Genomic DNA, 17,135 nt, shown 5'->3' with positions numbered 1-17,135 from the left:
CTTCAGGATTCTTCGGGCCAGTACAGCCGCATCGGATTGTCGACCAGGAGCTTGTGCTGCAGCTCCGCGGTGACGGCGATATGCGGAATGAAGTCGACCAGCAGGCCGTCGTCCGGCATGTGGTCCTTCAGGTTCGGATGCGGCCAGTCGGTGCCCCACAGCACGCGATCCGGGAAGGTCTCGACGATGCGTCGGGCGAACGGCACCACGTCGCGATAGGCGCTCTGCTCGCCGTTCAGCGCCGGCGGTCCTTTGACCGAGAGACGCTCCGGGCAGCTCACCTTGGACCAGACGTTGCCGTGCTCGCGCATGAACTTCACGAACAGCTCGAACTCCGGACCATCGACCGGCTTGGTCACATCAGGACGGCCCATGTGGTCGACGACGACCGTGGTCGGCAGCGAGGTGAAGAAGTCCCATAGCTCCGGCAGGTCGACGGCTTCGAAATAGATCACGACATGCCAGCCGAGCTTGCTGATGCGGTTGGCGATCTCGATCAGCTCGTCCTTGGGCGTGAAGTCAACCAGGCGCTTGACGAAATTGAAGCGGACGCCGCGCACGCCGGCGTCGTGCATCGCCTTCAGTTCCTCGTCGGTGACGCTGCGCTTGACGGTGGCGACGCCGCGAGCCCTGCCGTTGGAATGCACCAGCGCATTGACCATGGCGCGGTTGTCGGCGCCGTGGCAGGTTGCCTGCACCACGACGTTGCGCGCGAAGCCGAGATGGTCGCGCAGCGCATAGAGCTGCTGCTTGGAGGCGTCGCAGGGGGTGTACTTGCGCTCGGGCGCATAGGGGAATTCGGCGCCGGGGCCGAACACGTGACAATGCGCGTCGACACTGCCGGCCGGCACCTTGAAGCGCGGCTTCGACGGGCCGTCATACCAGTCGAGCCATCCCGGGGTCTTCTGGAACTCCATGAGGTTCCCTACTCCTTGGACTTGATCTTGTTGAGAATGCGATCGGCCTCGGTGCGCCAGTCCGGGCTGCGCGCGAATTCCTTGGTGCCGCGGGTGCCGAACAGGCCGCCATCGGCGAGATCGGCGACCCAGGCCTGGCGCTCGGCGGTGCCTTCCGCCGACCACGGCGTCAGCCCGATGTCGCGCACGGTCTCGGCAACCTCCCTCACCTCCTCGGCGCGGCGGCGGCCATGCTCGATCACGCGCTGAAAGAAATAGGCGCCCTGCTTCTCCCAGTCGATGCCGGGGAACGTCTCCTGCAGCGAAGCCAGCACCGCGTCCTCGACGCCATAGGCGCGCGCGGTGGTGAAGCTCTCGATCACCATCGCCTCGAGGCCCTTGATCATGATGCTGCGGCACATCTTGGTCGCCGAGGCGACGCCGAGCTTGTCGCTGGCGGGCTTGGCGGCGAAGCCAAGATCGTTGAGCAGCGGCGCCAACTCGCGCGCGCCGGCGCCGCCGAGCAGCAGCGGCACCTTGATGCGATACGGCGGCACCGAGGTCATGACCGCGCCCTCGACATAGCGGCCGCCGGCGCCGTCGATCAGCGCGGCGGCGCGCTGCTTGGCGCCGGGCGAGGCCGAGTTGAAGTCGAGGAACCACGCGCCAGGCTTGATGGCTGCAGCGCAGGCCTCGGCGACGGCCACGTCCTGGCTGGCGGTCACCGCGGAGACGATGAAGTCGGCCTCCGCCGCCAGCTCCGCATGCGATGCGGCCAGCGTCACGCCGATGCTGTCGGCGTGGTCACGCATCGCGTCGCCGCGCGAGTCGGCCAGCTTGACGTCATAGGCCGAGACGCGCACGCCGTCCTTGCGCAGATCCTCGGCGAGGATCTTGCCGACCTCGCCGTAGCCGATCAGCCCGACATGCCATCGGTTCGAAGGATTTGGGTTGGACGCCGCGGTCATGCTCAATCGATGTATTTGAGCCCGGCCTTCGCCAGCGGCTCGCGCATCTTGTACATGTCGAGGCCGAGCACGCCGGACGCGAGCTTCTCGCGCTTGTCGGCCTCGTTGGCCTCGCGCGCAGCAGCGGCGTCGGCTGCCTGGTGGGCGACCGCGGCCGGCACCACGACGATGCCGTCGACATCGGCGACGATCACGTCACCCGGATTGACGGCAGCTCCGGCGCAGACGATCGGGATGTTGACCGAGCCGAGCGTGGCCTTGACGGTGCCGCGAGCCGAGATGGCGCGCGAGAACACCGGGAACTGCATCTCAGTCAGATCAGCAACGTCGCGCACGCCGCCGTCGATCACGAGGCCCTGGGCGCCGCGGGCGCGGAAGCTGGTCGCCAGCAAATCGCCGAAGAAGCCGTCGGTGTTCTCCACCGTGCAGGCGGCGACGACGACGTCGCCGGGCTGGATCTGCTCGGCCGCAACATGCAGCATCCAGTTGTCGCCGGGCTGCAGCAGCACGGTGACGGCCGTGCCGCACATTTTCGCCGTCGGATAGATCGGGCGCATGTAGCACTGCATCAGGCCGACGCGGCCCATCGCCTCGTGGATGGTGGCGACGCCGAACTTGGACAGCTTCTCCACCGCCGCCTTGTCGGCGCGGGTGATCTTCGTCTTGACGATGCCGAGATTGTTCATGGGGGTGCTCATATCGCCTGCCCTTTAGATTACTTGCCCTTGGCCTTCAACGCGGCGTCGAGCCGCGGGAACACGCGCCGTGCATTGCCTTCATAGATCTGGTGGCGCTGCTCGGGGGTCAGCTTGGCGGCCTCGATATAGCGCTTGGTGTCGTCGTAGTAGAAGCCGGTCTCCGGGTCGATGCCACGGACGGCGCCGATCATTTCCGACGCGAACAGGATGTTGTCGATCGGGATCACGCCGGTGAGCAGGTCGATGCCCGGCTGGTGATAGACACAGGTATCGAAGAAGATGTTGTTGAGCAGGTGATCCTTCAACAGCGGCTTCTTCAGCTCCTGGGCGAGGCCGCGGAACCGGCCCCAGTGATACGGCACCGCGCCGCCGCCATGCGGGATTAGGAACTTCAACGTCGGGAAGTCCTTGAACAGGTCCGACGTCAGGCACTGCATGAACGCCGTGGTGTCGGCGTTGAGGTAGTGCGCGCCCGTGGTGTGGAAGCAGGCGTTGCAGCTGGTGGAGACGTGGATCATCGCGGGGATGTCGAGCTCGACCATCTTCTCGTAGATCGGATACCAGTGCCGGTCCGACAGCGGCGGCGAGGTCCAGTGGCCGCCCGAGGGATCCGGGTTGAGGTTGATGCCGACGAAGCCGTACTCCTTGATGCACTTCTCCAGTTCGGGAATGCAGGTCTTGGGGTCGACGCCCGGCGACTGCGGCAGCATCGCGACGCCGATGAAATTGTCCGGGAACAGCTTGCTGACGCGGTAGCACAGCTCGTTGCAGATCGCGGCCCAGGTCGAGGACACCTGGAAGTCGCCGATGTGGTGCGCCATGAAGCTCGCGCGCGGCGAGAACACGGTGAGGTCGCTGCCGCGCTCCTTCATCTTCTTGAGCTGGTTGCTCTCGATGCTCTCGCGCAGTTCGTCGTCGCTGATCGAAAGCTCCGACGCCTTGGGCATGACGGAGGGATCCCTGATGCCCGCGATCTGCCGGTTGCGCCACTCTTCCAGCGCCTTCGGGGCCGTCGTGTAATGGCCGTGCACGTCGATGATCACGTCAGTCTCTCCCTCAAAGCTTCTGTGTCTTGCGGTGGCGCGCGCCGCTCAATGCGCCACCACGGCGGAGCCGACATCCTCGCCGCTGCCGCGGCCTCCCGGTCCCACGACCTGCTTTACCACAAGGGCGAGCGCCGCGATCAAGCCGGGAACCGCGATCACGGTGAAAATCTCGCTGAAGGTCAGGTGGCGCGCGGTCAGCTCGGCGACCAGGAATGAGCCGGCGATGCCACCGAAGCGGCCGATGCCCATCATCCAGGCCACGCCGGTGGCCCGGCCCTGGGTCGGATAGAAGGAGGCGGCCAGCGCCGGCAGCGACGACTGCGCCGTGTTCATGACGACGCCGGCGGCGAACACGATCACCACCAGGAAGCCCATGTTCCCGACCGCCTGCCCGATCAGGAAGATCGTCACCGCGGTCAGGGCGTAGCCGACCGCGACGATGCGGTTGGCGTTGAAGCGGTCCATCAGCAGGCCAAAGAACACCGCGCCGACGCCGCCGAGCGGGAACAGCGCCGAGATCAGGGTCGCGGTCTGCGGGTTGAGCCCGACATCCTTGAACAGGATCGGCATCCAGTTGATCAGCGAGTAGAAGATCACGAGCCCCATGAAATAGGTGACCCACAGCATCACCGAGCCGACGCGCAGCACCGGCGACAGCACCATGCCGATGCCGGTGGCGTTGACGCGCCGGGTGGTCTCGGCGTGCTCCGGCTCCAGCATCACGAACTGGGCGACATCGGAGGCTGCAGCCGATATCCGGCGCATCACCTTGCGGACGCGCTCGACGCTCGCGCCGCGCGACAGCAGGTAGTGCACCGACTCCGGCAGGATCGCGATCAGCAGCACGGTCAACACCAGCGGCGTGACGCCGCCGAGCACCAGCACGCTGCGCCAGCCCCATTGCGGGATCATCCACGCCGCGAGGAAGCCGCCGCAGGCCGCCCCAAGCGGAAAGCCGCAGAACATCAGGTTGGTCATGGTCGCGCGCAGCCGGCCCGGACAGTACTCGCTGAGCAGGGTCACGGCATTCGGCATGGCGGCACCGAGGCCGATGCCGGTGACGCAGCGGAGCACGGTGAGCTCGGTCAGGTTGGTCGCGAACGCCGAGGCCAGACAGGCGATGCCGAAGATCAGCACGGAGCCGACCAGCACCAGCTTGCGGCCGAGACGATCGGCGATCGGCCCCGCGAACAGCGCCCCGCCGGCAAGACCGAACAGCGCCGCGCTCAGCACCGGTCCAAGCGCCGATTTCTCGATGCCCCACTCCTTCAGGAGCGACGGCGCGATGAAGCCGATCGCCGCGGTGTCGAAGCCGTCGAGCAGCACGATGACGAAGCCGAGCGCGAAGATCAGCCACTGGAAGCCGGAGAACTTGTGGTCGTCGAGAAAGGCCTGGACGTCGACGCGGGCGGTCGTTGGCATCGCTTCTGCTTCCTTGGGTGCTGTTCTGGCGCGTTGGCCGAGGTCCGCAGGGCGCGCGATCCCTGACGGGATCGGCCCTGCTGCTTCGGCGGCTTGACCGGGTATGTGACCGAGCGCGCCGGCCCGCGCCAGCGCCCGGGGGCTTCTATCAGCTATTCTGAAACGGCATAAGATATCAGATGAGCCATGCTGATTTTAGAATGGGTCTGAACAACTCCGCTGTTGGCTTTCGCACGGCTCAGACACCGCGGGCTCCACCCTCCCCTGGAGGGGGAGGGTCGGCTCACGGGGAGCGAAGCGAGCCGTGAGGCGGGGTGGGGTGATCTCTCCAGATGCACCGGTGCCCATGGCTTCACCCCACCCCGCTCGCCCGCTTCGCGTGCGAGCGACCCTCCCCCTCCAGGGGAGGGTGGGCACCGGTAGAGCGGATACAGAGTGCTTCAGTTACCGCGGCAGCTTCCGGATCAGCGCGGTCGCCAGCTTGATGGTCTGCTGCGCCAGCGGCGTCGGGCGCTTGTGCGCCGAGGTGACGAAGCACAGCACGCTGGTCGGGGCGGGCTCGGTCAGTGGGCGGATGGCGAGCTCGCTGGCGCGGCCCGAGGCGGCGACGCCACTCGGGGTCAGCACGGCGTGGCCGTAGCCGGCGCAGACGAGATCGATGATCGAGGGCACGCTCGACACCTCCCAGGCGATGTCGAGCTTGATCCCGGCGAGCGCCGCCTGCGTCTCCAGCAGGCGCCGCATCGCGTGCACCCGCTCCGGCATGATCAGGCTGTAGCGCGACAGCTCGGCCATCGGCAGCGGCGCGGTGACGCGGCGCTTGCCCTTGGGCGCATGGCTCACCAGCGCCAGCGGCTCCTGCAGCACCGGCGTGATCTCGATGCCGGCCTGGGCCTCGGGATTGTAGACCATGCCGACGTCGATGCGTCCGGTGGTGACCCACTCCACCACATGCGTCGACAGCCCCTCGACGACGGCCAGTCGCGCCGCCGGATACTCCTTGCGGAAGCGATCGATCAGCGGCAGCGTCAATTGCCGCGCGATGCTCGGTGGCAGGCCGATGGTGACGCGGCCGACCGGCGCATCGCGGCTGGCGCCGAGATCTTCGCGCGCATGCGCCACCAGCTGCAGCACGCCGACGCTGTGGTCGAGCAGCCGCTTGCCGGCCTCAGTCAGCGCCACGCCCCGCCCGTTGCGCGCGAACAGCTGCTGCTTCAACTCCGATTCCAGCGCCCGCACCTGCCGCGACAGCGCCGGCTGCGCCACGTCGAGCACGGACGCGGCCTTGCTGAACGAGCCGAGCTCGGCGACCTGCACGAAATATTCGAGCTGCTTGAGATTCATGGGTGAACGCCTCGACCATCAAGCGTCAGTCTGCCGCGCTGCCCGCCCCACCCCCGACTGTCGTCCCTGCGAACGCAGGGACCCATAACCACCGGCCCTGATTGTTGAGCACGAAAGGCAACTCGGAGTCTTTTCCGACAATCGGCCGTCCGCGGTATGGGTCCCTGCGTTCGCAGGGACGACAGCGGAGGACGCGGCGGCAGCACACCCGATTGTTGACAGCTTCTCCCCATCAGCCGCCTCATCTCAATTCAGCACGTTCACCGCAAAATTCAGCGCCGACGCGAACGCGACCCAACAGGCATAGGGCACGAACAGCAGCGCCGCGATCCGGTCCTCGCGCCATTGCATCACGATGAAGGTCACGATCAGCACGAACATGCTGGCGATGATCGCGAACGCGACCCACATCAGATGCGCGGTGAAGAACACCGGCGACCAGGCGAAGTTCAGCACCAGCTGTCCCCACCACACCTGCATCACCGCACCGCTTTCGACCCGCTCATAGGTGCGCCAGCCAGCGACCGCGATCATGACGTAGAGCACGGTCCAGGCGATCGGAAACAGCCAGCCCGGCGGGGTGAACCAAGGCTTGTTGAGCGAGCCGTACCAGGCGCCGGGCATGTTGGAGGCGCCGATGATCCAGCCGCCTCCGACCACGAGAACCAGCAGGACGAGGAGATGCAGGATGGATCGGTTCATATTCCGCTCGGCGTGATTTGCAGGAGGAGGTTCTCGGTCCGGTCCGCTGGCGACCGGCAGCCATGCGGCCGAGGCACCCACGCGCGCACTGGACAGGGCTGCCCGGGACGCGTAGCCAGGACATAACACAATGCGAGGAAAAGTCAGGGTTTTCGCCTGACCACCAACGTCCAGGGACCGGAACGCCGATCACATCTGCGCCGGGTCCTGATACCAGGAAACGGAGTTTCGTCAGTGGCTGATTCCCCGGCCCCCTCTTCAGCCATCGCCTCGATCGCGGCCGTCGAAGCCGGCCTCGCCGCCCAGGGCTATATCGCCAGCCGCCAGATCGCCACCGCCGTGTACCTGTCGCAGGCGATCGACAAGCCGATCCTGGTCGAGGGCCCAGCCGGCGTCGGCAAGACCGAACTTGCCAAGGCGATCGCCGCCTGGCGCGGCCTCAAGATGATCCGGCTGCAATGTTATGAGGGGCTTGACGAGGCCAAGGCGCTGTACGAGTGGAAATACGCCAAGCAGCTGCTCTACACCCAGATCCTGAAGGACAAGCTCGGCGAGGTGCTCGGCGGCGCTCAGACCTTGCATGCGGCGCTCGGCCAGCTGCACGATTTCGGCGACGTGTTCTTTTCCAAGGAGTTCGTCGAGCCGCGGCCGCTGCTGCAGGCGCTGCTCGAGCCCAACGGCTGCGTGCTGCTGATCGACGAGATCGACAAGTCCGACGCCGAGTTCGAGTCGCTGCTGCTGGAGATCCTTTCGGACTTCCAGGTCACGATCCCCGAGCTCGGCAGCATCGCCGCCGCCAAGCCGCCGACCGTGATCCTGACCTCCAACTCCGAGCGCAACCTCGGCGACGCCCTGAAGCGGCGCTGCCTGCATCTGCACATCGGCTTCCCCGAGCAGCGGCTGGAAGAGCGCATCGTCGAGAGCCGCGTGCCCGGCATCTCGCAGAATCTGCGCCGGCAGCTCGTGGCCTTCATCCACGACGTCAGAACGCTCGACCTGAAGAAGCAGCCGTCGGTCAGCGAGACCATCGACTGGGCGCGCGTGCTGGTGCTGCTGCAGGCGGCCGAGCTCGGCCATGACGTGGTGAAGGATACGCTCAACGTGCTCTTGAAATACGAGTCCGACATCGAGGTGGCGCTGCCGCAGGTGACGACCTTCGTCGCCAAGGCGCAGCGCCAGAACATCTTCGGGTGAGGCTCTCATGCAGGAGAACCTGCATCGGTTCTTTCGGGCGGCGCGCGGCGCCGGCGTGCACGTGTCGCCGGCCGAGAGCATCGACGCGATGCGCGCTGTGGCGAGCGTCGGTCTCGCCGATCGCACGGTGCTGCGCGACAGCCTGCTGCTGACGCTCGCCAAGAGCGAGGACGAGAAGAAGGCCCTCGGCGCCTGCTTCGACCTGTTCTTCGCCCATGTCGATCCGGCGCAGGCCGAGGCGAATGACGAGACGCAGCAGGACGCGGCGTCGAATGAGGCCCAGTCGGCCCCGCCATCCGGAGAGCCGATCGGCGGTGAGGCGGACGCGGAGCTCGGCGCTCTTGCCCAGATGCTGCTGGCGCAGAACACGGCTGACATCTCGGCCGCGATCGCCAACGCGTCCAGCGCCGTCGGGCTGTCGGAGATCCGCTACTTCACCCAGCGCGGCCTGTTCTCCAGCCGCATGCTGGAGACGATGGGGATCCAGCGGCTGCGCGACGATCTCGATAGGCTCACCGAGACCAATCCGGCGTTGGCGGAGCGGCTGCAGGCCGGGCTCGACGGCCTGCGCGACACCGTGCGCGATGCGGTCGCGCAGTCGCTCGCGCTGTACGGCCGCGAGGAGACCGAGAACCTTCGCCACGAGATCCTGCGCAACGCGCAGCTGTCGCGGATCGAGCCGCGCCAGGTCGCGGAGATGCGGGCGCTGATCCGGCAGATCGCGCGCCGCCTGCGCGAGCGCTATGCGAAGCCGCGCAAGCGCCAGCGCCGCGGCCATCTCGACGTCCGCCGCACGCTCCGCCGCAACGCGGCCTGGGGCAGCGTGCCCTTCCTCACCGCGTGGAAGCGCCGGCACCGCGACCGCCCGAAGATCGTCGCGCTGTGCGACGTCTCGGGCTCCGTCGCCCGCGTCTCGGATTTCTTCCTGCTGCTGATCCACAGCCTGCACGACGTCGTCAGCGATGTTCGCTCGTTCGCGTTCTCCGGCCACCTGATCGAGGTCAGCGAGATCCTTGAGCAGAAGCCGGCCGAGGAGGCCATGGCCGAGATCATGCACAAGGTCGGCTTCGGCTCGTCCGACTACGGCTCCTCGCTGGTGGATTTCGAGAAGCAGTTCATGTCGTCGGTGACGCCACAGACCACCGTGATCATTCTGGGTGATGCCCGCAGCAACAAGCTCGACCCACGCGCCGACATCCTCAAAGCCATCTCCGAACGCGCCAAGCGCGTGGTCTGGCTCAATCCAGAGGGCCGCATGACCTGGGGCTGGGGCGATTCAGAGATGCCGCGCTACCAGACCTTCTGCAACGTCGTCCGCCCCTGCGCGACAGCTCAGCAATTGGAACGCGCTGTGAGCGACATCGTCTCGGCGTATCAGTAGCACTCCGCTCTCCCCACGCGTCATTGCGAGCGCAGCGAGGTGTCCGCCGAAGCCCTCTCGGGCGAAGGCGGAAGCAATCCAGGGCCGAGTGCGCGACTCTGGATTGCTTCGTCGCTGCGCTCCTCGCAATGACGCCATAAGTTCGTAGGGTGGACAAAGCCGTCGTGCGGAGTAAGCCGCACGATCGCGTGCCCACCGGCGGACCGTCCGCGAACAACGGCGGGCACGGCGCGATCAGACAGTGCCAAAAAACAATCGCGATCACGGCGCGCCTTTGCCCACCCTACGCACCGGGAGCGGAGCTACCGTCCCCCCGCGGCCCGCTTCAGCAACGCCGCGCGCTGCTGATCTGTAAAAGTCACACCCGACTTCTTCTCGACCACCCGCACGGCCCATGACCGCATCGGATCGTCATCCACCCGCGCCGGCTCGCGCAGGATGGCGACGCCGATCTCCAGCATCTTGGCGTCGGCCTGATGCTCGATGCCGCCGCCCCCGGCCGTCGCCAATGCCAGCGCGCCGGCCGCGGCGCCGATGCCGGCGGCCAGCGCCGTCGTCACGAAGAGTTTCCAGTCCAAGTCCGCCCCCTGCTCTCACCCGCCACTGCGCCGTCACGCTCGAACAGGTTGATGTCTGCGACATGGCGATCCCAAGTCGTTCATTCGGCGGCAGGATCATCAGACGACCACAATTGTTCCACTAACGAAGCGACATGCCTGCGAACCGTGATGTCCTGTGTGACTGCCCGTCGCGTTACCATGTCGCAGCGCGCTGGCCTTGTGCCGTCGGGCAAATCACCACGATGCTTGCGCCCAACCTGCCCAGGCGAAGAGGGGCGTACGCGTCGTCACGATACGTGGGGCAGGCCGCGGTGGACGCCGTTGCATCATGCGCTTGTTGCGCGGACGAGTGATGTCGTGGCGTACGGTGAAGTCGTGATGTCCTGATACCCCGACGCTGGTATCACGTTCGCGACGATGCTCAGTGCATCGCGCGGATCATGGTGGCCAACAAGCCCGGCGCACCAGGGAGACCACGTATAAGCCGTCAAACATCGCGCAGGGAAGGCCGGCATGTTCGGCCCACCTGTGGTTCCTGCCCCGTGCATTTTCTGTCGCAGGGGGCCGCGGGTGTGGTGGACACCCGGCCTTCCCTGCGCCCTCGATTTTCGCCGGGGGTGATCGACCAGCAAAGCTCGGGCCGACCAGCCGCGAGAACGCGATGTCACGTTCCAAGTTCGACCGATCAAAGACCAGCCCCTGCCGGCAGCACGCGCCCTCAGCGCGGCACCACCGCAGTCGCCTCGATCTCCACCCGCGCGGCCTTCTCGACCAGCCTGACGACCTGCACCAGGGCCATCGCGGGATAATGACTGCCAAAGATCTCGCGATAGATCTTCCCAAGCTCCCTCAAATTGCCGAGATACTCATCCATGTCGACGACGTACCAGGTCAGCCGCACCAGGTGCTCCGGACGCGCATTGCCTTCAGCCAGGATCGCGGCGATGTTTTCCAGCGCCTGCCGGACCTGCGTCACAAAGCCATCGGCGAGCGTCTCGCTCGCGTCCCAACCGATCACGCCGCCGGTGACGACGATGCGCCCCTCGGCACTGATGCCGTTGGCGTAGCCCTTTGGCATCGGCCAGCCGCTCGGCTGCAGAACGCGCATGCCCTCGGCCTCATCCTGCTTCACCACGGCCAGCGTGGGCGCCTTGGTCGTGCTCACGAACGTCTCTCCTTGTCTCTCCTACGAGGCCGCGCCGGGCGACGGCGTAGCGGCAGCCTGCGCGATCTGCCGCAGGGCGAACCGCTTCAGCTTGCCGGTCTCGGTCTTGGGCAGTTGCGTCACGAACTCGATCGCGCGCGGATATTTGTACGGCGCGATCTCGCGTTTGACATGCTCCTGCAGCTCGGCCACCAGCGCCGGCGTGCCTTCCACCCCCGGCGCCAGCACGACATACGCCTTCACGACCATTCCGCGCGCGTCGTCGGGAGCACCGACGACGCCGCATTCGGCGACCGCCGCATGCGTCAACAGCGCCGCCTCGACGTCGGTGCCGGCGATGTTGTAGCCGGACGAGACGATCATGTCGTCAGAGCGCGACTGATACCAGAAGTAGCCGTCCTCATCCATCACATAGGTGTCGCCGGTGACATTCCAGCCGTTCTGGACGTATTTGCGCTGACGCTCGTCGGCGAGATAGCGGCAGCCGGTGGGACCCCGCACCGCGAGCCGCCCCATCGTGCCCGGCGGCACGTCGTGGCCCTCGTCGTCGACGATCTTGGCCTCGTAGCCCGGCACCGGCTTGCCGGTGGCGCCGGGACGGATCTCGTCCTCGACGGCACTGATGAAGATATGCAGCATCTCGGTCGAGCCGATGCCGTCCATCAGCTTCAGCCCGGTCGCCTTCAGCCAGGCGTCGAAGGTCGGCTTCGGCAGGGTCTCACCGGCGGAGACGCATTTGCGCAGCGAGGAGATGTCGCGCCCCTCGAGCTTGCTCAGCATCGCCCGATAGGCGGTCGGCGCCGTGAAGCAGATGGTGGCCTTGTAGCGCTCGATGGCCGCGAGCAGATCGTCCGGCGAGGTCTTTTCCAGCACGACGTAGGATGCCCCGATGTGCATCGGAAACAGCACGCCGCCGAAACCGAAGGTGAAGGCGAGCGGTGCGGTGCCGATGAAGCGGTCGCTCTGGCTGGCGCGCAGCACGTTGCGGGCGTAGCCGTCGCACACCGCGAGCATGTCGCGGTGGAAATGCATGGTGCCCTTGGGATCGCCGGTCGTACCGGAGGTGAATGCGATCAGGCAGAGATCGTCGGAGGCGGTATCGACCGCGGTGAACTCCGGGCTGGCATCGGCGATCAGCGCCTCCAGCGCGTTGGGCTGGCCGTTGCCCCAATAGACCACCTGCTTCAGCGCCGGCGCGATCGGGCGGGTCTTTTCCATCTCGTCGGCCAGCTTGCCGTCGCACAAGGCCAGCGCGATCTGCGCCTTCTGGATCGGATAGGACAGCTCCTTGGCGCGCAGCAGCGGCATGGTGGCGACCACGATGCCGCCGGCCTTGATGACGGCCAGATAGGTGGCAACCATCATCGGATTGTTCGCGGAGCGGAGCAGCACGCGGCCGCCGGGCACGAGACCGAGCTTGCCGACCAGGACGTTGGCGATCCTGTTCACCAGTGCCTGCAGCTCGCGATACGTGTAGCTGATGTCAGCGCTGATGATGCATGGCGCATCGCCCCGCCCCTCCTTGACCCAGCGATCGACGAAATGCGTCACGCAGTTCAGCCGCGGCGGATACTGGAATTCGGGCCGGCTGAAGACGAAGTCTGGCCACAGCTCACGCGGCGGCAGATTGTCCTGGGCGAAGGTGTCGACGTGGGCGCTATGCGCATGCGCGCTGGTGCTCTCCGGCTGCTGAACCTTGGCGGCAGTGGCCATCACACGCTCCTGTCTGAAGGGAAGGACGCCCGGCACGTTTCAGTCCTAAACATTTTAGACTTAAAACATCTAGGCGCAAGAGCCGAAGATTGTGCACTGCCCGCAAATTGTTTGAGCGCCTGCCGCGCGTGGCAGCGTGGCCTGCGACGTCCTGTCAGGCCCGCTTCAATCCTGCCGGCGCTGCACGGCCTTCTGCGCCGATCCCTTGGTCTTGGCGAGCAGCCGCATCAACTCGCGCACGTCCTTCTCCGTGAGATCGCCGAAGATTTCCGCGATCCAGGTCTCGTGCTCGGCCGCCATCTTGCGGAATTCGGCGCGGCCGAGCTTGGTCAGCCGGATCACCTGGACGCGGCGGTCGGTGTCGGAGGTGCGGCGATCCAGATGGCCGGATTCGACGAGGCGCTCGACCAGTCCGGTGACGTTGCCGTTCGAGACCATCATGCGCTTGGAGACGTCGGACAGGGTCATGCCATCAGGCGCCTTGTCGAGCTGCGCCATCAGGTCGAAACGCGGCAGGGTCACGTCGAAACGCTCGCGCAGCCGGCTGCGGATCTCGCCTTCGATCAGGGTCGTACAGGTGAGCAGGCGCAGCCACAGCCGCAGCTCCTCGGCATGGTCCTCGGGCAGCTCGACGGCCTTGGTCTCGGAATCAAGCGTCATGACGGAATCACTTGGGCACGTTCAGCCTCGTCTGGCGAGGCTCGTGAGTTTGACCTTCAGGACCTCCTGGGAGCAAGGAAAAATGTACCGTCATTTTGCGCAGGACGATGAGGCGGCAATTCCTTTAACCTTCAAGCAATTGGCGCGGCGCTTGCATGCGTGCCGAAACTGCCCCTTCCGCAAGCAGCTCGCTTGCAGCTGAGGGCGTCATCAGACTAGGCTTGTGACCAAGCTGCGGTCTGGCCCATCGTTTGGTCAGGTGCAAAAAACATAAACCTGAATTTCCGCATCCCGGGGGAGTTGTCATGAAAATGAGTTCGAAGCTGGCCGGTCTCGGCGTCGGTCTTGGCATTGCCGCGAGCCTGCTCGCCCAGCCGGCGCTGGCCGACGACAAGATCAAGATCGGCGTCATCGTCACCCTCTCCGGCCCCGCCGCCGCGCTCGGCGGCCAGGTCCGCGACGGCTTCAACCTTGCCATCAAGGACCTCGGCGGCAAGATGGGCGGCAAGGACGTCGAGGTGGTCGTCGCCGACGACGAGCTGAAGCCGGATGCCGCGATCACCAAGGTCAAGGGCCTGCTCGAGCGTGACAAGGTCGACTTCGTCGTCGGTCCGATCTTCTCCAACATGCTGCAGGCCATCCACCGGCCGGTCACCGAGAACAAGACCTTCCTGATCAGCCCGAATGCCGGTCCGTCCAGCTACGCCGGCAAGGAATGCAGCCCCTACTTCTACGTGACCTCGTACCAGAACGACCAGGTGCATGCCGTTCTCGGCAAGGTCGCGCAGGACCGCGGCTACAAGAAGATGTATCTGCTGGTTCCGAACTATCAAGCCGGGCGCGATTCCGTCGCCGGCTTCAAGCTCGACTACAAGGGCGAGATCGTCGAAGAGTCCTACGTTCCGCTCAACACGCTCGACTTCCAGCCTGAACTGTCCAAGATCTCCTCGCAGAAGCCGGACGCCGTGTTCACCTTCATGCCGGGTGGCATGGGCGTGAACCTCGTCAAGCAGTTCAAGCAGGCCGGCCTTGCCGACACCATTCCGGTGCTCTCGGCCTTCACGGTCGACGAATCCACGCTCCCTGCGCAGCAGGATGCCGCGGTCGGAATGTTCGGCGGCGCCAACTGGGCGCCCAATTTCGACAATCCGCAGAGCAAGAAGTTCGTCGCCGGCTACGAGGCCGCCTACAACAGCGTGCCCGGCACCTACGCGATGCAGGCCTATGACGCTGCGCTGCTGATCGACAGCGCCGTGAAGGCGGTCGGCGGCAACCTCAGCAACAAGGATGCAGTGGCCGCGGCGCTGAAGAAGGCCGATTTTGCCTCGCTGCGCGGTAACTTCAAGTTCAACACCAACGGCTATCCGATCCAGGACTTCTATCTGACCAAGGTCGCCAAGCGGCCGGACGGCAAGTTCCAGACCGAGATCGTGCAGAAGGTGTTTGAAAACTACGCCGACCGCTACGCCAAGGATTGCGCGGCCAAGTAACAGCAGGGAGCGAAAACGACATGAACCATCCGGAAATCGCCGGCATCACCCGGGCCAATGAGGGCATCCAGGGCATCTCCTGGAAAATTCTCGGCCAGGTCTATGTGCCGAAGAACCGCACCGAGCACAGCTTCTCCTGGCACGCGACGTTCCCGGTAGGCACCTTCGTGCCGCCGCACATCCACCCCGACCAGGACGAGTATCTCTACATCCTCGAAGGACGGCTCGACTTCTTCCTGGACGGCGCCGAGGAATACGCCACCGCCGGCGACACGGTGCGGCTGCCGATGGGCAAGCCGCACGGCATCTTCAACAAGTCGCAGCAGACGGCAAAGACGCTGTTCTGGGTGTCGCCGACGCGGCGGCTCTACGAGCTGTTCTGGGCGATCCACAACATGCGCGAGCAGAACCCGGACGACGTGGTGAAGCTCGCCGCCGAGCACAACATCCACTTTCTGCCCCCGCCTCCGGGGGCGTGAGTCTGATCTGGCGCTTGTTTCGAACTGTTGCGCAGAACGTAGCGCGCTCCCTCTCCCCGTCCTCACGGGGAGAGGGATGGGGCGAGGGGCAGCCGTTCGGGCAGTCTCAGATCGTTGCTACGACGCCTGCCGCGTTACCATCCGCGCGGCAAAGCCGGCCCGGCTCGCATAACCGCGCACGATACCCTCTCGGGCCTCGTAGTTGAGGATGGTGTTGATGTCCGTGAAGCCTTGCGGCGCGAGCTGCTCGACGGCATCGATGACGCCCTCGGGGCCGCCGCGGCGGTTCGACGCGACGATCTCGGCGGTCATCGGCAGCCGCTTCTGCTCATAGGCCATCAGCGCCTGGCGCGGATGCTCGGAGCGGGCCAAGGCATCGGCGAGCGCGCGGGCATCGAGAATGGCCTGCGAGGCGCCATTGGAGCCGACCGGGTACATCGGATGCGCGGCATCGCCCAACAAGGTGACGCGGCCGCTCGACCAGTACGGCAGCGGATCGCGGTCGCAGCAGGGATATTCCCAGAACTCCGGCGTCGCCCGCACCATCGCGGCGAAGTCGACCTGGGGAATGGAGAAGCCGTTGACATGCGGCATCAGCTCGTCCGTCTTGCCGAGCCGCGACCAGTCCTCACGCCGCGGCGGCGCGGTGTTGGCATCGCCGATGCGCACCAGCACGGCCCAGTTGGTGAGGCGGGTCGCGGGGCTCGAGCCCTCGGCGATCGGATAGATCACCGCCTTGGCGTTCAGGCCGCCGGCGATGATCATCGACCGCCCGGTCAGGAACGCCGGCCAGTCGGTGGCGCCGCGCCACAGCATCAGGCCGTTCCAGCACGGCGCGCCCTCATTGGGGAACAGCGTCTGCCGGACCTTGGAATGAATGCCGTCGGCGCCGATCAGGACGTCCCCGCGGACGGTGTGAACATGAGCGCCGGTGCGGTCGAAGAAATAGGCGGTCACACCGCCCTCGTCCTGGGTGAACGAGCCGAGCCGGCAGCCGGTGTGGACCTTCTCAGGCCCGAGCCGCTGCATCACCGCCTGATGGATCACGCTCTGCAGACGGCCGCGGTGAATCGAGAATTGCGGCACGTCGTGGCCGGCGTCGAGCCCGCGGGTCTCGTGCCAGACCTCCTGGCCGCGCCGAGTCAAGTAGAACAGCTCATAGGTCCGGATGGCGACTTCGTCGAGCCGGTCGAGCAGCCCGAGCTGGGCGAGCTCCCGGATCGCGTGCGGCAGGGTGTTGATGCCGACACCGAGCTCGCGGATTGCATCCGCCTGCTCGAACAGCTCACAGTCGATGCCGCGCGCCCGCAGCATCAGGGCCGTGGTCAATCCGCCGATACCGCCGCCAACGATGATCGCCTTCATCGCCTCTACTCCACTCGTACTTCTCGTACCGGGCAGCAGCGTGGCACGGAGC

At 66.0% G+C, this 17,135-nt stretch carries 16 protein-coding genes; 4 read left to right on the top strand and 12 right to left on the bottom strand.

Features of this window, described 5'->3' with window-relative positions; genetic code table 11:
* Positions 1–2: 2 nt before the first annotated feature.
* The 7 genes from QX094_RS22985 to QX094_RS22955 form a co-directional block, all read right to left on the bottom strand.
* Positions 3–917: an amidohydrolase family protein gene (locus QX094_RS22985; RefSeq protein ID WP_315715631.1), complete on the bottom strand. Its 915-nt coding sequence runs from the start codon at positions 915–917 to the stop codon at positions 3–5.
* Between the two features lie 8 nt (positions 918–925).
* Entirely contained in the window at positions 926–1,864 is a 939-nt protein-coding gene (locus tag QX094_RS22980; RefSeq protein WP_315715630.1) for an NAD(P)-dependent oxidoreductase, read from the bottom strand.
* Between the two features lie 2 nt (positions 1,865–1,866).
* Complete coding sequence (gene ligK, locus QX094_RS22975) at positions 1,867–2,562, bottom strand: 4-carboxy-4-hydroxy-2-oxoadipate aldolase/oxaloacetate decarboxylase (RefSeq protein ID WP_011925385.1); 696 nt, start codon at positions 2,560–2,562, stop codon at positions 1,867–1,869.
* A 17-nt stretch (positions 2,563–2,579) separates the two neighbouring features.
* Positions 2,580–3,605 carry an amidohydrolase family protein gene (locus QX094_RS22970; protein ID WP_315767947.1) on the bottom strand — a complete coding sequence of 342 codons (1,026 nt, stop codon included), beginning with the start codon at positions 3,603–3,605 and terminating at the stop codon, positions 2,580–2,582.
* 48 nt (positions 3,606–3,653) lie between these two features.
* Positions 3,654–5,030 (bottom strand): MFS transporter, encoded by a 1,377-nt coding sequence (locus tag QX094_RS22965; protein ID WP_315715626.1) that lies wholly within the window; start codon positions 5,028–5,030, stop codon positions 3,654–3,656.
* Between the two features lie 444 nt (positions 5,031–5,474).
* Positions 5,475–6,374, bottom strand: a complete 900-nt coding sequence (locus tag QX094_RS22960) for a LysR substrate-binding domain-containing protein (protein WP_315715625.1) — start codon at positions 6,372–6,374, stop codon at positions 5,475–5,477.
* Between the two features lie 246 nt (positions 6,375–6,620).
* Positions 6,621–7,034 carry a TspO/MBR family protein gene (locus tag QX094_RS22955; RefSeq protein ID WP_315715807.1) on the bottom strand — a complete coding sequence of 138 codons (414 nt, stop codon included), beginning with the start codon at positions 7,032–7,034 and terminating at the stop codon, positions 6,621–6,623.
* A 276-nt stretch (positions 7,035–7,310) separates the two neighbouring features.
* Here QX094_RS22955 and QX094_RS22950 point away from each other — a divergent pair, with 276 nt between their 5' ends.
* On the top strand, positions 7,311–8,270 hold the full coding sequence (locus tag QX094_RS22950; RefSeq protein WP_315715624.1) for a MoxR family ATPase: 960 nt from the start codon (positions 7,311–7,313) through the stop codon (positions 8,268–8,270).
* A 7-nt stretch (positions 8,271–8,277) separates the two neighbouring features.
* Entirely contained in the window at positions 8,278–9,651 is a 1,374-nt protein-coding gene (locus tag QX094_RS22945; RefSeq protein WP_315715623.1) for a vWA domain-containing protein, read from the top strand.
* A 302-nt stretch (positions 9,652–9,953) separates the two neighbouring features.
* Here QX094_RS22945 and QX094_RS22940 read toward each other — a convergent pair whose 3' ends face one another.
* The 4 genes from QX094_RS22940 to QX094_RS22925 all read right to left on the bottom strand — a co-directional run bounded on the left by QX094_RS22940 (position 9,954) and on the right by QX094_RS22925 (position 13,749).
* Complete coding sequence (locus QX094_RS22940; RefSeq protein WP_315715622.1) at positions 9,954–10,229, bottom strand: hypothetical protein; 276 nt, start codon at positions 10,227–10,229, stop codon at positions 9,954–9,956.
* Between the two features lie 700 nt (positions 10,230–10,929).
* Complete coding sequence (locus tag QX094_RS22935; RefSeq protein WP_315715621.1) at positions 10,930–11,376, bottom strand: RidA family protein; 447 nt, start codon at positions 11,374–11,376, stop codon at positions 10,930–10,932.
* A 21-nt stretch (positions 11,377–11,397) separates the two neighbouring features.
* Positions 11,398–13,089: a benzoate-CoA ligase family protein gene (locus QX094_RS22930; protein WP_315715620.1), complete on the bottom strand. Its 1,692-nt coding sequence runs from the start codon at positions 13,087–13,089 to the stop codon at positions 11,398–11,400.
* A gap of 165 nt (positions 13,090–13,254) precedes the next feature.
* Positions 13,255–13,749: a MarR family transcriptional regulator gene (locus QX094_RS22925; protein WP_315715619.1), complete on the bottom strand. Its 495-nt coding sequence runs from the start codon at positions 13,747–13,749 to the stop codon at positions 13,255–13,257.
* 305 nt (positions 13,750–14,054) lie between these two features.
* Here QX094_RS22925 and QX094_RS22920 point away from each other — a divergent pair, with 305 nt between their 5' ends.
* Both QX094_RS22920 and QX094_RS22915 read left to right on the top strand, forming a co-directional pair.
* Positions 14,055–15,239, top strand: a complete 1,185-nt coding sequence (locus QX094_RS22920; protein WP_315715618.1) for an ABC transporter substrate-binding protein — start codon at positions 14,055–14,057, stop codon at positions 15,237–15,239.
* A gap of 20 nt (positions 15,240–15,259) precedes the next feature.
* Positions 15,260–15,718 carry a cupin domain-containing protein gene (locus tag QX094_RS22915; protein ID WP_315715617.1) on the top strand — a complete coding sequence of 153 codons (459 nt, stop codon included), beginning with the start codon at positions 15,260–15,262 and terminating at the stop codon, positions 15,716–15,718.
* A gap of 117 nt (positions 15,719–15,835) precedes the next feature.
* On the opposite strand, the gene QX094_RS22910 is transcribed toward QX094_RS22915, so the two are convergent.
* A complete protein-coding gene (locus tag QX094_RS22910; protein WP_315715616.1) occupies positions 15,836–17,083 on the bottom strand; it encodes a flavin-dependent oxidoreductase in 1,248 nt (415 codons plus the stop codon).
* Positions 17,084–17,135: the final 52 nt, after the last annotated feature.

It is taken from the genome of Bradyrhizobium sp. SZCCHNS1050 (assembly GCF_032484785.1).
GTDB lineage: Bacteria > Pseudomonadota > Alphaproteobacteria > Rhizobiales > Xanthobacteraceae > Bradyrhizobium.
The sequence above is the reverse complement of the archived record's forward strand: the minus strand, read 5'-3'. Positions and strand labels throughout refer to the sequence as shown.

Coding starts and splice junctions, on each gene's coding strand:
- ligK (WP_011925385.1), bottom strand. CDS start 2,562: ATGAGCACCCCCATGAACAATCTCGGCATCGTCAAGACGAAGATCACC.
- QX094_RS22915 (WP_315715617.1), top strand. CDS start 15,260: ATGAACCATCCGGAAATCGCCGGCATCACCCGGGCCAATGAGGGCATC.
- QX094_RS22920 (WP_315715618.1), top strand. CDS start 14,055: ATGAAAATGAGTTCGAAGCTGGCCGGTCTCGGCGTCGGTCTTGGCATT.
- QX094_RS22980 (WP_315715630.1), bottom strand. CDS start 1,864: ATGACCGCGGCGTCCAACCCAAATCCTTCGAACCGATGGCATGTCGGG.
- QX094_RS22930 (WP_315715620.1), bottom strand. CDS start 13,089: ATGGCCACTGCCGCCAAGGTTCAGCAGCCGGAGAGCACCAGCGCGCAT.
- QX094_RS22965 (WP_315715626.1), bottom strand. CDS start 5,030: ATGCCAACGACCGCCCGCGTCGACGTCCAGGCCTTTCTCGACGACCAC.
- QX094_RS22985 (WP_315715631.1), bottom strand. CDS start 917: ATGGAGTTCCAGAAGACCCCGGGATGGCTCGACTGGTATGACGGCCCG.
- QX094_RS22925 (WP_315715619.1), bottom strand. CDS start 13,749: ATGACGCTTGATTCCGAGACCAAGGCCGTCGAGCTGCCCGAGGACCAT.
- QX094_RS22910 (WP_315715616.1), bottom strand. CDS start 17,083: ATGAAGGCGATCATCGTTGGCGGCGGTATCGGCGGATTGACCACGGCC.
- QX094_RS22945 (WP_315715623.1), top strand. CDS start 8,278: ATGCAGGAGAACCTGCATCGGTTCTTTCGGGCGGCGCGCGGCGCCGGC.
- QX094_RS22960 (WP_315715625.1), bottom strand. CDS start 6,374: ATGAATCTCAAGCAGCTCGAATATTTCGTGCAGGTCGCCGAGCTCGGC.